The 17,784-nt window shown below is 53.2% G+C and carries 11 protein-coding genes; 2 read left to right on the top strand and 9 right to left on the bottom strand.

Features of this window, described 5'->3' with window-relative positions:
* Positions 1-54: 54 nt before the first annotated feature.
* Complete coding sequence (locus BUB06_RS05950; RefSeq protein WP_039470672.1) at positions 55-4,281, bottom strand: sulfite reductase subunit alpha; 4,227 nt, start codon at positions 4,279-4,281, stop codon at positions 55-57.
* 497 nt (positions 4,282-4,778) lie between these two features.
* On the bottom strand, positions 4,779-5,282 hold the full coding sequence (locus BUB06_RS05945; RefSeq protein ID WP_039470671.1) for a DUF1543 domain-containing protein: 504 nt from the start codon (positions 5,280-5,282) through the stop codon (positions 4,779-4,781).
* A gap of 391 nt (positions 5,283-5,673) precedes the next feature.
* Between BUB06_RS05945 and BUB06_RS05935 the strand changes: the two genes are divergently transcribed.
* The gene (locus BUB06_RS05935; RefSeq protein WP_039470664.1) at positions 5,674-7,062 is read left to right on the top strand and encodes a glycoside hydrolase family 1 protein; all 1,389 of its coding nucleotides are present in this window, start codon (positions 5,674-5,676) and stop codon (positions 7,060-7,062) included.
* A gap of 74 nt (positions 7,063-7,136) precedes the next feature.
* On the opposite strand, the gene BUB06_RS05930 is transcribed toward BUB06_RS05935, so the two are convergent.
* The 7 genes from BUB06_RS05930 to BUB06_RS05900 all read right to left on the bottom strand — a co-directional run bounded on the left by BUB06_RS05930 (position 7,137) and on the right by BUB06_RS05900 (position 15,479).
* Positions 7,137-8,816: a sulfatase family protein gene (locus tag BUB06_RS05930; RefSeq protein ID WP_039470663.1), complete on the bottom strand. Its 1,680-nt coding sequence runs from the start codon at positions 8,814-8,816 to the stop codon at positions 7,137-7,139.
* Between the two features lie 56 nt (positions 8,817-8,872).
* Complete coding sequence (locus BUB06_RS05925) at positions 8,873-10,096, bottom strand: anaerobic sulfatase maturase (RefSeq protein WP_039470662.1); 1,224 nt, start codon at positions 10,094-10,096, stop codon at positions 8,873-8,875.
* Positions 10,097-10,120: 24 nt separating this feature from the next.
* A complete protein-coding gene (locus BUB06_RS05920; protein ID WP_039470661.1) occupies positions 10,121-12,037 on the bottom strand; it encodes a beta-glucoside-specific PTS transporter subunit IIABC in 1,917 nt (638 codons plus the stop codon).
* A 319-nt stretch (positions 12,038-12,356) separates the two neighbouring features.
* The gene (gene copM, locus BUB06_RS05915; protein ID WP_010298889.1) at positions 12,357-12,716 is read right to left on the bottom strand and encodes a CopM family metallochaperone; all 360 of its coding nucleotides are present in this window, start codon (positions 12,714-12,716) and stop codon (positions 12,357-12,359) included.
* Between the two features lie 71 nt (positions 12,717-12,787).
* A complete protein-coding gene (locus BUB06_RS05910; protein ID WP_039471027.1) occupies positions 12,788-14,257 on the bottom strand; it encodes a GGDEF domain-containing protein in 1,470 nt (489 codons plus the stop codon).
* A gap of 209 nt (positions 14,258-14,466) precedes the next feature.
* Complete coding sequence (spy, locus tag BUB06_RS05905; protein WP_010298884.1) at positions 14,467-14,955, bottom strand: ATP-independent periplasmic protein-refolding chaperone Spy; 489 nt, start codon at positions 14,953-14,955, stop codon at positions 14,467-14,469.
* Positions 14,956-15,182: 227 nt separating this feature from the next.
* Positions 15,183-15,479, bottom strand: a complete 297-nt coding sequence (locus BUB06_RS05900; protein WP_039470643.1) for a hypothetical protein — start codon at positions 15,477-15,479, stop codon at positions 15,183-15,185.
* Between the two features lie 215 nt (positions 15,480-15,694).
* Between BUB06_RS05900 and BUB06_RS05895 the strand changes: the two genes are divergently transcribed.
* Positions 15,695-17,749, top strand: coding sequence for an NADPH-dependent 2,4-dienoyl-CoA reductase (locus tag BUB06_RS05895; protein ID WP_039470641.1), 2,055 nt, complete (start codon positions 15,695-15,697; stop codon positions 17,747-17,749).
* The last annotated feature ends 35 nt before the right edge of the window (positions 17,750-17,784 follow it).

Raw genomic sequence — 17,784 nt, 5'->3', positions numbered from 1 at the left:
AGGACGTCACACATCAGGCGGTGCGCCTGATACCAGCAAAAGCCACTGGCAAACTCAGTACACATCGCGGACATAGCGTTTGTCCTGTGCCATTTTGGCAATATAGGCCGCCGCATCTTCACGGCTCATGTTCCCGTGAACCTGCACAACCTGCCGAAGCGCCGAATCAACGTCTTTCGCCATGCGGCTGGCATCACCACACACGTAGAAATGCGCGCCCTTCTCTAACCAGCGCCATAGCTCAGCCCCCTGCTCACACATACGGTGCTGAACATAAATTTTCTCACGTTGGTCACGCGAAAAAGCCGTATCAAACCGATGCAGGTAACCCTCGCGTTGTAGTTTCTCCAACTCCTCACGATAGTAAAAGTCGGTCGCGGCACGCTGCTCGCCAAAGAATAGCCAGTTTTTACCTTGTGCTCCTGTCGCCCGACGCTCTTGCAAAAAAGCCCGGAAAGGTGCGATACCCGTGCCTGCCCCAACCATGATGATTGGCATCTCTGGGTTTTTCGGCATACGAAAATGAGCTGTTTTTTGGATGAAGATAGGCACGGCAACCGACCCTGCTGCGCGGTCAGCCAGAAACGTTGAACACACGCCGCCGCGCGGTTTGCCCTCAGCACCATAGCGCACCGTCGACACGGTCAGATGGATCTGGTGCGGCGTGACTTTCGGGCTGGACGAAATCGAGTACAAACGCGGCTGCATACGTTTAAGCACGCACAACCATTCGTCAGCCTGAACCTGTATCGGAAAATCCTGTAGCAAATCGACAATCTGCCGTCCCCACAGCCACTGTTTGAGTTCTTCTTTACGTTCCTCTTTCAGCAGGTCGGCCAGCGCAGGGGCGCCCGAGCGTGCGCTGACAAACTGCAAGATCTCCGGCGTGATACGGGCAATCTCGAAATGCTGGGATAACGCCTCAGCAAGCGCCATGTCGCCCTTATCTTTGACGGCCACGACGGTAGAAGGCGAGAGTTTGAGGGCAGAAAGCATATCGCTCACCAGTTCAGGGCTGTTAATCGGCCAGATACCAAGCGCATCCCCTGCTTCGTAGCTCACATTGCTGTCTGAAATATCAAAGGCGAATTGCCGGGTCTCTTTTTCCGCTCCCGGCGCATTAAGCAACTGATTGATGACAAGGCATGCAGGCAGAGGCGCATTTCGACTAAAGGTAGGCAGCGAAGCCGCAGGTGCCGTCGTGCATGCTTCATTTCCGTCAGCCAGCACCGCCGTCGCGGGCGTAGCAACCTTGCTTGCCATTGGCGTATGCGCTCCCGCGAGAGCGTTGACCATGCTGTCTAACCAGGCTTTCGCCGCATCCTGATAGTCAGGCTCACAGTCGATTCGTGCTGACAGACGCTGCGCGCCCAGCGCCTCCAGCCGTGCATCGAGCCGGCGGCCAAAACCGCAAAATTGATCGTAGTTTGAATCACCGAATGCCAGCACGGAGAACGACACGTCCGCCAGTCTGGGTGCAGTCTCCGCCTCTAATGCCATCCAGAAATTGGTGCCATTGTCGGGAGGGTCGCCGTCGCCAAACGTGCTGGCGATGAAGAGCACACGCGGCATTGCAGGCAGATTGGTACTGTTGAAGCTGTCCATATCGGACAGGGTGACGGTATGCCCTTCAATCTTCAGACGTTCGGCGCACTGTGCCGCGAAACTTTCCGCATTGCCGGTCGACGACGCCCATAAAATCAAAATAGGGGGTTGTGATGGCACGGTTGCAGCCACCACATTGGGAGAAGAAGCGGGTAGTAACGTTATACCGTCACTGGGTAGCCAGGTGCGGGCAAAAAGCCCCGCCAGCATGCCGTCGAGCATCAGGCGTCTGGAGGGTTCCAGTGGTGCCGTGGCGGGCAGGACAGGCACGCCACCAGTCAGTCTTGATGCATCAGTACGCAAAGCCGCAATATAACCTTGCAGATAGTGTTGTTCGGGCGCGCTGAGTGTCATCGCCGGCGCGGCATCAAGACCAAGTAGCGTGGCCAGCGCATCAATGTGTTTCATGTCGAGTTCCTTGATGTCGTTTTTCGGCGTACTCGCCTCGGCCAGTTCCGATACAGGAACAGCTGTTGGGCGGCTCTCCCGCTCAAGAGAAATAAGCGCTGAGGGTTCAGCGATCCGCGTCAGCGCCACCGCAGAAATCTTGAATTCAGGCTGCTGGGAAATCGGATCAATGGCATCGCTGGTGACGGCGTTAATCGCCAGATCGTCACCAAAAACGTCATTCCAGTGAAAGGGAGCAAAGCAGTTACCGGGACGAACCCGATTGTTCACCACGGCGGGGAGTACCGCACGCCCACGACGCGACCGGACTTCCACACGATCCTTATCCTGAATACCGAGCGCAATGGCATCTTCGGGATGCACTTCGATAAAAGGCCCTGGATTGAGCTTGTTGAGCGTTGGAATCTTTCCGGTTTTCGTCATCGTGTGCCACTGGTGCTGCAAGCGACCGGTATTCAGCACAAACTGAAAATCGCCATCCGGCATTTCGGCGGGCGACATATGCGGTCGGGGGAGGAATATTCCTTTACCGCTTTCAGTCGCAAAAACGAGGCGTGGCTGGGTGCCGTTCGGCAGGTCTTTACGCGTCTGGCTCACGCCGTCATTGAGGTAGCGAATGGGGTGACGATCTTGGTTATCCTCAGGAGGACAGGGCCACTGTAAGGGAGCCTGCCGTAAGCGTTCATAGCTGGCGCCACGAATGTCGTATCCCGTCTTCGGGTTCCAGAACTGTTTGATTTCTTCAAACACCTCGGATGCCGAACCGTAGCTAAACCCTTGCTCATAGCCCATCTCGCAAGCCACTTTGGCGATGATTTGCCAATCGGCCATCGCTTCACCGGGCGGTTCAACGGCCTTTTGCATCAGCGTCAAATTTCGCTCGGAGTTAATCATCACGCCTTCAGCCTCAGCCCACAGTGCGCCGGGCAGCAGGATATCGGTGTAGCGGTTGGTCTCGGTATCGAGAAACGCATCTTGTGTGATAACCAGTTCGGCGGCTTGCAGCCCCGCGATCACATTCTTGCGGTTGGGAACCGTAGCCACCGGATTCGTACAAATGATCCAGCACGCTTTGATCTTGCCCGCCATCATGTCTTCAAACATGGCGACGGTGCCGCCACCGAGATCCGTGCGCAGCGTTCCAGCAGGAACACCCCAGAGTGCCTCAATGGCCGCCCGATCTTTCTCCACCAGCACAGAACGTTGCCCCGGCAATCCCATCCCCATATAGCCTATCTCACGCCCGCCCATCGCATTGGGCTGCCCCGTCAGGGAAAACGGGCCGCTTCCCGTACGGCAAATCGCGCCAGTGGCTAAATGCAGGTTGCAGATCGCATTAGTATTCCAGGTGCCATGCGTGCTTTGGTTAAGCCCCATCGTCCAGCAACTCATCCACTCCGCCGCCGTACCAATCCACTCCGCCGCCTTGCGGATGTCCGCCTCTGGCAGCCCGGTGATCTCCGCGACTTTCTCTGGGGGATAGTCTTCAAGGAATTCAGGCATCGCCTCCCACCCTTCGGTGAACTCGGCGATAAAAGCGGGATCGGTGTGTCCATTCTGGACAAGCAGATACAGCAGACCGTTGAGCAGAGCCAAATCCGTACCGGGTTTGATTTGCAGGAACAGGTTCGCTTTGTCCGCCGTAGCATTACGCCGTGGGTCAACCACGATGAGCTTAGCCCCTGCCTTAACGCGGTCCATCATGCGCAGGAAAAGGATCGGGTGACAGTCGGCCATGTTCGCGCCAATGACGAAAAAGACATCAGCGTGGTCAAAGTCTTGATAGGAGCCCGGCGGCCCGTCCGATCCCAAAGAGAGCTTGTAACCGCTACCCGCACTGGCCATACAAAGACGGGAGTTTGACTCTATGTTATTCGTACCGATAAACCCCTTAACGAGTTTATTCGCCAGATATTGAGATTCCAGCGACATCTGACCGGAGACGTAAAGCGACACCGCATCCGGGCCGTAGGCATCAATAATAGCCCGTAACCGTCGCGCGGTTTCCTTGATGGCTTTCCCCATATCAACCCTGACCGACTCGTGCTGACGATCTGCCCGCAGGTAGGCATTCTCCAGCCGTCCTGATTCAGCAAGAGCCTGACCGCTGGTGTTGCCCTTGGTACACAATCGACCAAAGTTGGTGGGATGCATCTTGTCACCTGATACCTTGATCACACGATTATCTTTTACTTCCATCACCACACCACAACCGACCCCACAGTAAGGGCAAACACTCTTTACACACGCTGAGGATTTGGCATCCATGACTGACTCCCGTAAGGACTGAGTTGCAACAGCCGAGCAAAATAAGGGCTGCACCGGGCAAATTCAGGCATAAAAAATTTCTGGGAGAAATTTTTAACGTTGCGTTAGCAACGGCCCATAAGGGTGGCGGCCAGGGATGGCACGCCATAAAAAAACGTCCACAGAACCCTGCTCTCGCCTTGATGCGAAAAGCATGATTGTGTGGACGCCATTGTCCTGACCGAGGCTTTGCTCACCGTTGAGGCAAAGCGACGGAATCGCTATAAGGTTGAGAAGCAAGTTGCGTGCCAGCGTTATGCACAGCCAGATATAACGTAGGAGAGGGGAAGCTAGGCATTTTTTACCGCGTAGCTGCATCACGGTGGTGCAGAATCGGAGGGCAGCCGTTCACTTCTGGTTCATCTGCTGCTTCAGCGATGCACGTCGATGAGGAAAAGCCGGTATGCCATCACAGCACGTTCTACCGGCTTCATGAAAGGACAGGCAAGATGCGGTAATCAGAGACCGATGGGTTGATAGCCCTGCCATTCTGGTGTGAATGGCACACCCGTTGCACAAGGGGTCAGATGGATATACAGACCGCCGATTTTCTCAAGCAGCAGGCAGTCATCTACGTCCTTGAGGTTGTCTTTATGCTGGTGTAGCGCACCATTTAGCAGTGATGCCAATCCTTTCGATTTCGCTTCTTGCGCCGTCTTCGCCACAAAGAGATCGAACGCGTGCAGCTCTGACAATGTTGACGGGTGATAAGCCCCCGCGTTGACAAAAAAGAGCCGATTACCGTCCGTTGGTCGCGTCTCAGAAAGGGTCACGCTGTAACCATCAGCCCATGTGATCCGAGCATATCCATCAATATGCACTTTATCAGGATCGCCAAACCACGCCTCCCGGAGTGCAGGCCAGGCTTCCTCTGGCTTCTCAGCCGCGACAAACTGGATATCATGAACTTCGATATTGGACTTCCCAGCATTGCCTCCCAGATAAAACATATACAGATGCACGCTATTTTTCTCCTTAATATGACGTCAGGCACCGGACGGCATTATCCCACAATCGCTATGTTTTTTTATATACAGCGATTTTATACGCAAGGATAAGACCCCAAATGCCCCTACCCTTTCCGCTATCGCATCCCGCCCTGTGCCAATGTGGCGTCAGCAGAGATGTCGTGACCGAAGTCACATAACCAAACGGGGGCATTGCCGCAGAGATTCAGGATTGTATAGTGTACTAACAAGACGTTACCGCCAATGGCGGGCGAGACTTGGGCAGAGGTGAGTAGCACTACTCTCTTCTGCCCAAGTTTTTTTTTGCCTGTCATCCGGTAGTTCCCTGAGCGGAACCAGCGTCCGGCGCAGCGTAATGATGTAGAAAACGATAAGGAGAAATACCATGAAAGCATTCCCCGACGGATTTTTATGGGGCGGTTCAGTCGCAGCAAACCAGGTCGAAGGCGCATGGAATGAAGACGGTAAAGGCGTATCCACCTCCGATCTTCAGCTAAAGGGCGTGCACGGTCCGGTGACAGAGCGCGATGAGCACATTAGCTGCATCAAAGATCGGGCCATCGATTTTTATCATCAATACCCGCAGGATATTCAGCTGTTCGCCGAAATGGGGTTCAAGGTGTTGCGCACCTCCATCGCCTGGACGCGCATTTATCCCGAGGGCGACGAAGCAGAGCCTTGCGAAGCCGGTTTGGCCTTCTACGATCGCCTGTTCGATGAAATGGCAAAGCATCAGATTCAGCCGCTGATTACGCTGTCGCACTATGAAATGCCGTACGGCCTGGTGAAAAAGCTGGGAGGCTGGGGCAACCGTGCCGTCATCGACCATTTTGAGAAGTATGCGCGTACCGTTTTCAGCCGCTACAAAGACAAAGTGAAGCACTGGCTGACCTTCAATGAAATCAACATGGCGCTGCACTCACCTTTTACGGGCATCGGGCTGAGCGGCGAGCCTACGAAGCAAGAGATTTATCAGGCTATCCACCACCAGTTGGTTGCCAGCGCACGCGCGGTAAAAGCCTGCCACGAGATCATCCCCGATGCCAAAATTGGCAACATGCTGCTGGGCGCGGTGCGCTATCCCATGACCTGCCACCCGAAAGATGTGCTGGAAGCGCAGAGCAAGAACCGTGAATGGTTGTTCTTCGGTGATGTCCAGGTGCGCGGCACCTATCCGGCCTGGATTCAGCGCTATTTCCGGGAAAATGGCGTCGAACTCACCATTACCGCACAAGACAAAGACGATCTGAGCCACACCGTGGACTTTGTCTCGTTCAGCTATTACATGAGCGGCTGTGCGACCTTCGAACCGGAAAAATATCAATCTTCACGCGGCAATATCATCCGTCTGATTCCTAACCCGCACCTTGAAGCGTCCGAATGGGGCTGGCAGATCGACCCCGAAGGCCTGCGCTTCCTGCTGAATGAGCTGTATGACCGCTATCAGAAGCCACTGTTCATCGTGGAAAACGGGCTGGGTGCACGCGACGTGGTGGAAGAGGACGGCAGCATTCACGACAGCTACCGCATTGATTACCTGCGTCGCCATCTGATTCAGGTACGTGAATCCATTGACGATGGCGTTGAGCTGCTGGGCTACACCAGTTGGGGGCCGATCGATCTGGTCAGTGCGGGTACGGCACAGATGTCAAAACGCTACGGCTTTATTCATGTCGATCGCGATGATGAAGGCAAAGGCACGCTGGAACGTCGGCGAAAAGACAGCTTCTACTGGTATCAGGATGTGATTAACAGCAACGGGAAGTCGTTGTAATCAGGTAGAAAATCAAACGATAGAAAAAATTAGACGGCGTGTTCATACATCGCCGTCTGATTTATTGCACTGGATTATTTATCCATTAATTCTTTCAGCAGCGGTTCGCTCTTTTTCACCGCGTCGTTCGAGGCTTTCACCTTCGCTTCTTTGCCGACCTGATCGGGGATAAACCCAGCGAGAATCTCCTCGTGGTTGTACCCTTTCAGCCATTCGCGCGGGAACGGCGCTAACTGCTCGCCCCCCCCCTCATGACGATAAACCTGCCCTTGCCCTGTACGCTGGTTATACGGGATCACGTTTTTCCCCTGCCGATCCTTCAGCTCTTCATACAGCTTTTTGCGCAGCGCGATTTTGACATTCACGATCTTCTCATCGGTAGAGTCGATCAGGTTGTGTTTTTCTTCCCGATCGTTCTGCATGTCGTAGAGTTCTTCTTTATCCCACACGCCGTAGTATTGGATGTATTTGTATTCCGGCGTCCGGATCGCAAACGTGGTTGGCGTCTGCGGGAAGCTGTATTCCCAGAAGTATTCATAGACGAAGTAATCTTTGCGCTTCGGCACGGTATAACCATCCAACCCCAGACGCCAGAAGCTTTGCCCGTCATAATGCTGTGGTGCGGCAACACCGGCGGCTTCCAGAATGGTTGGTGCCACGTCGATGTTTCTGACGATATCTTCTACCACTTTGTCTTTGGCGAAACCCGGCCCCGAGGCAATCAGCGGCACGCGGATCGACTCTTCATAGGCATTACGCTTATCGATCAGCCCATGTTCACCGAACATAAAGCCGTTATCCCCCATCACCATGATAATGGTGTTTTTATCCAGCCCCTGTTTTTGCAGCCAGTCACGCACGCGCCCTACGCTGTCATCCACCGAGCGCAGCGTTTCATAGTAGTCACGCTGGTACTGCTGAAGATCCATATCCGTGTTGTAGGGGTAATCCACGCCGTGCCAGCTGTTGCGCTGGTTCTTCACCCACATCGGCTTGCCAGCATAGTTTTCCGGCGTATCGGCATAGGTATCCGGCACGGGGAAGGTCACCTCTTTCATGCTGCCACGGTGGCGCTTGGCAGGCAGGAAATCGGAGTGCACGCCTTTATGCGACAGATACATCATGAACGGCTTTTTCTTATCGAGCGTATTCAGCCAGTCCACGGCGTAGTCCGTTAGCTCATCGGTGATGTAGCCTTTTTGCGGCACCATCTTGCCATCAATATTGAGCAGGGTCGGCTTACCATAGTTATCAATTGGATAATAGCTGCCTTGCCCCAGCAGCCCTACCCAGCGATCGAAGCCAGCGAAACCTTTCGTGGCCGTTTTATCCGCGCCGCCGAAATGCCATTTGCCAAAGAAACCGGTCTGATAGCCGTTGTCGCGCAGCAGTTCCGGGAAGTAATTCAGATGAGAGAGATCGGACGGATTGTTATCCGATACCCCATGATTATGCACGTACATCCCCGTCAGGATGCTGGCACGACTAGGGGAGCACAGTGAAGTCGTCACGAACGCGTTCTTAAAATACGTCCCTTCTCTGGCGATGCTATCCATATTCGGCGTGTGAATAGCTGAATTCAGGAAGCCGAACGCGTCGTAACGCTGATCGTCAAGAATGATATAAACCACGTTTGGCTGCTTTCCACCCGCCGACGGCGCAGCCGTGGCAGGAGAAGCCCTCGCCGCGGCCTGTACACCCGCTGCTTGCATACAGGCCAGCGTAATCGCGGCCAGAAGTCTGTTTTTTTTCATCGTTCTTCCTTTTATGCCATCCCTTCCCAGAGCGCTCGAAGAGTATTCGGCATCGGTTAATAAAACTCTGCTTTTATATTCCTTCTTATTTTCTTCATCGATTCCTGGCGTCCCAATTGAGAGAGCAAGGCATTCATGCGTGGTAAAACATGAAATAGGTGCGTTTTAAAACCATCACAGAAATAGTTTTTATTCGGTCGCCCATCGCTGGAAATTTCAAACCGATGCTTCGGGCAGCCACCATGACAAACCGCTTTCACTTCGCAATTCAGGCAATCTTTGCTGATGTTTTTTCGCTTATTTTCGCCAAAGGCGAGGTTTTGTGGCGAATTCACCAGCGACGTCAGATCGTCCTGATTAATATTGCCGAGCTTATTTTCGGGATAAACAAAATGGTCGCAGGAATACACGTCGCCATTCGCTTCAACAATCAGATTGCCGCCGCAGGTTTCATTGATGATGCAGGCGCTAAGCTGCCCGGTCATTTTGGTCAGCGTTTGTTCGAAGTTCATGACAAACACATTGCCCAGATCGTGTTGAACCCAATGGTCAAAGATCGTATTCAGGAAACGGCCATACGCTTTGGCGGGCACTGACCACTCCGTCACGCTGCACTGGCCCGAAAAGTCCGGTTGAATCAGCACCAGTCCGTTGTCATCCGGCTGAGCCGCGCGACGCTCCACCAGCGGAATGAACTGCATGTAGCGGCTGCCGATGCGTTTAAGAAACTGGTAGACATCCAGCGGGCGTTTCACGTTTTCCGCATTCACCACCGTCAGGGTATTAAACTCGACCCGATGACGCTTCAGTGCCTCCAGCCCTTTCATTACGTCGTCAAAGGTACTTTTCCCTGCTCGCGTAAGGCGATGCGCATCATTGCTGATACGGTCACCGTCAATCGACAACCCCACCAGAAACTGGTTCTCTTTCAGGAAACGCGCCCAGTCGTCATCAATATTGGTGCCATTGGTCTGAAAGAAGTTATTGATCTGCTTGGTGCCACGATATTGGTTCTGTAGCCGTACCGCTTCACGGAAGAAATCGATGCCCAATAGCGTCGGTTCGCCCCCCTGCCACGGGAAATCAACGACGGGTGCCTGCTGGCTACTGATATTCTTGCGCACATAGTTTTCCAGCGTATCACCATCCATCTTCCAGCGACTTTTGCGCTCGGGATACAGATGTTCCTTTTCCAGATAAAAACAGTATGAGCAATCGATATTGCACACGGACCCTGAAGGCTTGGCCATCAACTGAAAATTGGCAATAGACTGACTCATTAGCACCTCGACTTAACTTACCGATTACGCCAGCGCGATGACCGTCTCTCCGGCCTGCTGCTGACGTGCCGCGCCAAGGCTGAATACGCGATATTCTTCCGCATTCGTAATAACCATTGGCGTCACGGTATCGTAGCCCGCCTTCTGGATTGCTTCCAAATCAAACTCCAGCAGCAGTTGGCCTTTTTGCACCTTGTCGCCTTCTGTAACGTGCATCTGATAATGCTGGCCTTCCAGCTGTACCGTGTTGATGCCGACATGGATCAGAATCTCCGCACCGCCCTGCGAAAGAATACCGACGGCATGGCCGCTGGCGAACGTGCTGGCAATCACGCCGTCCACCGGCGAATAGATGCGCCCTTCCTGCGGCAGAATGGCGACACCCTGCCCGACGACGCCGGAAGAGAACACCTTGTCATTTACCTCTTCCAGCGAGATCAGTTCACCTTTTGCTGGCGACCCCAGTTGTTCAGCCGTTTCAGGTGCGTCTTTCAGCGCCAGAGGCACAGCATTCGCGTTCTGACGTGATACAGGCGCAGCAGGTGTCGCTGCTGGAGAGTGCGTTGGCACTGGCGCTTTTTCAGCAGGCGTTACGGGATCGTCAAACCCAACAATGATGGTCAGTACAAAACTCACCGCGAAGGCGATAGCGCAACCGATGAGGAACCCAACAAAACCTTCGCCGTAGAAAATCGGCAGCGTCAGCAAGCCGGGCATCCCCATAGAAACCGCAGAGCTTTTCGCATAACCGACGATAGCGCCCCCGATTGCAGCGGCGATCACCGCGCAGATAAACGGTTTTTTCAGCTTCAGCGTCACGCCGTAAACACCGGGTTCCGTGATGCCAAACAGCGATGCGATAAACGTACTACCCGCCAGCGCTTTGAGCTTTTTATCTTTGGTACGCACCATAACGCCCAGCAGTGCGCCAGACTGGGCAAAGACCGACGGGCTGGAGGCTGCTTTAAGGTAGCTGTGCCCCATGACAGAGAGATCGTTGATGAACACGGTCACAAATCCCCAGTGAACGCCAAAAATCACCAAGATTTGCCATGACGCCGCCATCAACGCCCCGGCAAGAATAGGATTGAATTCATAGATACTGACGAATACCGACGCAATGAGCTTACTGGCTGAAATGCCAATCGGCCCGATGGTCATCAGCGTGAGGGGCACCATCAGCACCAGCAGGAAGAACGGCGTCAGGATATTGCGCACGCTTTCGTGAATATGGCGATTCAGGAAACGCTCGATATATGACATCAGCCACACGCTGAAGATAATCGGGATCACCGAGGAGGTGTACTTCATCATCACAACGGGCAGACCGAAAAACGTCACGGGCTGACCGGCGTCGAACAACCCCTGAATCGTGGGGTAAACCAGTGCGCCAGCAACCGACACGGCCACAAAAATGTTGGTTTCGAATTTACGCGCGGCGGTAATCGCCAACAGCATCGGCAGGAAGTAGAACAGGCTGTCAGACGCCGCGTGCAGGATGACATAGGTACTTTCTTTGGTATTCAGCCACCCGAGCGCAATCACAATAGACAACGCCCCTTTCAGCACCCCCGCTGCCGCCATCGCCCCCAGCAATGGGGTAAAGATCCCAGCAACCAGATCAATCAGCCGTCCCATCGCAGACGTTGATGCCTCACTTTCCGCCGTCTGGCGTTTCCCGTCGCCGTCCTCCAGCAACCTGGAGATCGAACCAAAAGCGCGGTACACCTCCGGCACCCGATTCCCGATCACCACCTGCAATTGCCCTGAAGCATTGATGACCGTAATGACGCCATCCAGCGCCTCAAGCGCAGCCACATCCACTTTACCGTGATCAACAATCTTAAAGCGCAAGCGTGTTGCACAATGCACCAGAGTAGAAACGTTGGTTTCTCCTCCGACTAACTCCAGAATATTTTCAGCGAGCACTTTGCTATTCATAATGACTTCCCGTTTCGTCAATGGCTGCAACTGCCTGATACACGTCATCCCGCTTGTTGTCCGCTGGCCAGCTGGAAAATAAGCAAAAAAAAACCTGGATAAAGCAGCGTGCTATACGCTGCTTTATCCAGGTCTCGCCCAGAAGATTCTGGTGACGTCCTTTCCTGTTTTCTAACAAGTTAACGCGGAGAAAGCTATCTCCACGTTTTATTCTGTGAAAACAGTCACTAAATTTTTACCAATCAGGCAAAGCCGCCCAATTCACGGCGTTATAAAAGCAAAATGACGCCTCTCAGAAGAAGCGCCATCGGAAAATGGACTATTTGCCCTGCTTCTTCAGCCAGGCTTCCATTTGGTCGATCTCTGGCTGTTGCGCTTTAATAATCTCTTCCGCCAGCTTGCGCAATTCCGGATCTTTGCCGTATTGCAACTCCGTCTTCGCCATATCAATCGCGCCACGGTGGTGGGCAATCATCCCTTTGGCGAAAGCAATATCAGGGTCGCTGGATTGCATCCCTTCCATCATCTCGCTATGCATCGCATCCATCCCTTTCTTATACGCCTGCTGGGAGGACGACGCGTCGTTTGCAGAACCATGGCCGCTATGCGCGCTGTCGGCCGCAAACGAGAGAAACGGAACCAGCAACGCTGCCGTTAATAACAAATGGACTTTCTTCATCACAACCCCTCAATCAGTCACAGTACGTTTTGAGGGTAGACGTTCCAGTAAGGGGAAGGTCAAGGGAAGATTCAAGCCTCCTCGACCAGACGCAGACAGACACGATTACGCCCCTGCGCCTTCGCTTTATACAATTGCTCGTCCGCCAGCCCGATCAGATCGTAAATATTACCGCCCTCATACTGGGCAAACACGGCAACACCAATACTGGTCGTAAAATGGATTTCCCGCCCATCGGACAGCGTAAGCGCCGTGGATTCAGTAAGATGCCGCAGCGCTTCGGCCATCGCCTCAGATTGCTCAGCCGTCAGGTCATAAGCCGCAATGACAAACTCTTCACCCCCCCAGCGGCAAAGAATGTCGCTCGGCCGAATAGTGGTGCTCAGCATACGGGCAAAGCTGGCGATCAGTTCATCACCGCAGGCATGGCCGTAGGTATCGTTGACCTGCTTAAAATAATCAATATCCAGAAAGAGCAGCGTTAATTGGCGCTTTTTCTTATACCCCGGCGCACTCTGCTTCCCATTCGACATGCTGAGAAACGCCCGACGATTGAAAGTATTGGTAAGCGCATCCTTCCGGCTGCCGCTTTCAATGATCTTAATCAGTCGCCGGTTCATCGAGACAAAATGAGAGACGCTTAACATCGCCATAATTAGCATCGCGATATTCAGCCGCGCCGTGGTCAGAAACGAATTAATGTACGCTTCGGAGTTCGAATCGATGAGTATACCGACCTGATTAATATAGAGATAATTCAGTATTACGCCGGTAATCGCACAGAGCAACGACATGATCGGGAAAGAGTAATTGAACGCACACAGCGTAAGCGGAATAACGGACAACGTAATCAGGCTGGCATCGAGAAAAAGCAGGCTCACTAATAAGAAAATGATGAAGACCAGAAAGGGAAAGATATTTTCTCTGATGTTCTTAGGGCACAGCGGAATATTCCGTAGCGCGCGCAGGATGTCTTTACCGCGCAGGAAAAAGAACGCGAGGATAATGCCGGTTCCCAGTTGCTCGCTGAACCAGTCCATAAACTCGGCATAGCGGTTCCCCGTATCATAGACATACGCATAGAACCCATACGCCACGCCGGATAAGAACGCGCCGACAAACGTCGAAGCGAAAATAATATAGACGTAATATTTGCTGAATTTCTCAAAGGTCGACCACTTTCCGGTAAACCGACACAGCAGGCAAAAAGCGCACCAGGCCGTCACCACAAAGACCATATTGCACAAACATAACAGCACTTTGGTTTTTAACGGTGAGTTATTGTCCATCAGTAACGCAGCCGACAGCATCGCGGCATAACCCACCAAAAAACCGATACAGATAGAGAGCGTTTTACCTTTTATCGTCCCTTTTCTGGCTCTGAAACTAATCATGAGGCAAAAAACCAGAATGTTGGCGGGCCAAAACAGCGATAGCTCATCTAACACCCGAAACCGAAATCCCAGACAACTCACTATCAGGGTGGTCAGAAACAGAAACGGCATGAATTTTATAGTTTTCAACGTCAAATCGTGATTCATCTGTCCTTTACCGCCCACTGTCCAATCATTTCATCTGCTCTCTCCGCGTGAGAATAGCATTAATCATTTCCCTACTCACAGTGTGATGGGAGAGGGAAAATAAATAAAAAAACCACCGGACCGAAGCATTACCCGTGAGGTAATACGTCAATCCGGTGGTCTACTGACTTGGGTATTTTAGCTATCGCGCCGATTCATGAAATAACGTGTTATTCCGCAGGAACGGGCTTGCCGTCAGGTTTTTGCGGTTGAGTCAGTCGCTTTTCAAAGTTGTCGTTGTACTGCTTCTTCTGTTCTGGCGTCAGAACGTTGTAAATTTTGTTTTTGGTTTCCAGTCCGTTAAGCATTCTGGCCTTGTGCGCGGCGTCGGCTTTATCCAACTGTGCCTGGGCTTTTGCGGCATCAAACGTATCGGAGGCGACCAGGCTATGCATATCGCGGCGGTCATCCTGCATCGCTTTGTGCATTTTCTCGCGGGAATCTTTCATGATGTCTTTAATTTGCTGTTTCTGCGCTTCCGTCAAATTCAGCTCCTTAAACATCGCATCCGGCCCCATCATGCCACGATGCTCCCGACCCTCTTTCATCATCATCTTGTGTTCCGGGCCAGGACCTTTCGGTGCGTCATTAGCATGCGCGATACCTGCCGCGCCCAATGCCAAAGAAGAAGCAACCAGCATTGCAGTGAGTTTACGCATATTCTATTCCTCTCTCTGAATTGACTTGTCGACGGCGAGTGCCGTGCTACGAGAGAAAGTATAGGCCCGACACCTTCAGTTAATTAGAGCAAGGGTAAATCTCTGCAAGTGTCGGCTCCACATTTGCGGCAATTATGGAGAATGAGGAGGAATTGTGTAAGGAAGCGGAAGCATTACGTTAACGAAATAGAGTATTAACGACACATCGTATTAATACTGCGGCGCGATTACCGCAGTGAACGTCTAAAGGCGCTAGCGTCTTGTGCTAACCCATCAAGATGGGCATGAATGATCTTCATTTTCTGAATCAGCGGATTGCGCTCCGGCGAACTATCCATCGCGCTCAACTGCGCAGAGAGCCGTTCAATCTGAGCACAAAGGTAAGCATCACGCTCTTTCACCTGAAGCAACTGCTGCTGGAGGGATTGATGTTCCTGCCGCCACGTCTGCTGCTGACGCTGAACGCTTTGCTCTAACGCCCGAAGTGCGCTATCCAGCCGATATTCCAACTCTTCCACCCGCATAACGATACCTTTGCCCAATAAACTCGCGGATTATAATGTCACACGCACCCGACAACAAACACTCCAGCGCACAATCCCTTGCCTCTGCGCGGTTCCCCCTACGATTAGCAATGACATCAATCACAATAAATAAACATAAATTTCACAACTCCCTCAATTACCGCTAGATTGAACATCACGACTCATCAGACCAGTTGACTTCACCGGAGAGTGCAATGACTGCCTACCCCACGCTGCTTTCCCCACTCGATCTTGGTTTCACGACGTTAAAGAACCGCGTGGTGATGGGATCTATGCATACCGGTCTGGAAGAACACCCGGACGGCACCGAAAGGCTGGCGGCATTTTACCGCGAACGGGCGCAGGGCGGCGTTGGCCTGATTGTTACTGGCGGCATTGCGCCAAACGCCAAAGGGGCTGTCGCAAAGGGCGGCGCAACCCTGCATGATGAGGCGCAGCTGGCACATCATCAGGTACTGACACAGGCGGTACACGACGCGGGCGGAAAAATCGCGCTGCAAATTCTCCACGCCGGACGCTACAGCTATCAGCCCGATCCAGTCGCGCCATCGTCTATTCAGGCACCGATTAACCGCTTTGCGCCACGAGAAATGAGTACGCAGGATATTGTGCAAACCATCAACGACTTTGCCCGTTGCGCCGCGCTGGCGCAGCAGGCCGGTTACGATGGCGTGGAAATCATGGGGTCGGAAGGCTACCTGATTAATCAGTTTTTGGTGACGCACACCAACCATCGCGATGACGAATGGGGCGGCGATTTCCAGCGCCGTAGCCGCTTCGCGCTTGAGATTGTTCGCGCCGTGCGGGAGCGAACAGGGCCGAACTTTATTCTGATTTATCGTTTATCCATGCTCGACCTGATAGAAGAAGGCTCAAGCTGGCAAGAAATTGTGCAACTGGCGCAGGCGATTGAACAAGCAGGTGCGACGCTCATCAATACGGGTATCGGCTGGCATGAAGCGCGAATTCCGACTATCGCCACGCTGGTGCCGCGCGGTGCCTTCGGCTGGGTGACGAAGAAGCTGATGGGGAAAGTCCGCATCCCGCTGATTACCACCAACCGTATCAACGATCCCGGCGTGGCCGAACAACTGTTGGCTGAAGGCTGTGCCGACATGGTGTCGATGGCCCGCCCTTTTCTCGCCGATGCAGAACTGGTGGAAAAGGCGCAATCGGGACGTGCCGATGAAATCAATACCTGCATCGGCTGCAATCAGGCCTGCCTCGATCAGATTTTCGCTGGCAAAATCACGTCCTGTCTGGTCAACCCACGCGCCTGCCACGAAACCGAACTGCCTATCCAACCCGCCAGAGTCGGTAAACGCTTTGCGGTAGTCGGCGCGGGGCCTGCCGGCATGGCTTTTGCCGTCAACGCCGCCGCACGCGGCCATCATGTCACGCTGTTTGAATCGTCTTCCTATATCGGCGGACAGTTCAATATTGCCAAACAGATACCCGGTAAAACGGAATTTTATGAAACGCTGCGCTACTACCGTCGGCAGCTAGAATTGTTTGGCGTCACGCTTCGCCTGAGCACGCAGGCAACCGCCGCCGATTTACTCGGTTTTGATGACGTTATTCTGGCCTGTGGCATCGTGCCGCGTACTCCCGCGATTACAGGCATCGATCACCCTAGCGTGCTGAGTTATCTGGACGTGCTGCGCGACAAAAAGCCTGTCGGCAAGCGGGTAGCCATTATCGGCGCAGGCGGTATCGGTTTTGATACCGCGCACTATCTTTTGAGCAAGAATGATCTTTTGAACAAGAATAATCACCTTAATCCCCAGTCTTCTCAGGCTGGGCATGGCGATTTTTATACGGAATGGGGAATCGATAAACAACTACAGCATCGGGGTGGCCTGCTGCCTCATCAACCTAGCGAGGTTCCCCACCAGCGGGACATTACGTTATTACAGCGGAAAACCGGTAAACCCGGTGAAAATCTGGGGAAAACGACAGGTTGGATACACCGCACTACGCTGCTGCGCCACGGCGTCACGCTGCTGGGCGGCGTGGAATATCGCCATATTGATGATGAGGGACTGCACATCATCCACGACCAGCAACCACGCTGTTTGCCAGTGGATAGCATCATTATCTGTGCTGGTCAGGAACCCAACCGTAAGCTGTATGACCCTTTACTGGCTGCTGGATGTCACGTTCATCTGATTGGCGGTGCCGATGTGGCGCAGGAGCTGGACGCTCGCCGGGCGATCGATCAGGCTACCCGGCTGGCGTTAACGCTATAATTTATACCCGTCATACTTCAAGTTGCATGTGCGTT

It is taken from the genome of Pectobacterium carotovorum (assembly GCF_900129615.1).
Classification (GTDB): domain Bacteria; phylum Pseudomonadota; class Gammaproteobacteria; order Enterobacterales; family Enterobacteriaceae; genus Pectobacterium; species Pectobacterium carotovorum.
Note: the sequence above shows the minus strand (reverse complement) of the source record. Positions and strands in the feature narration are given on the sequence as shown.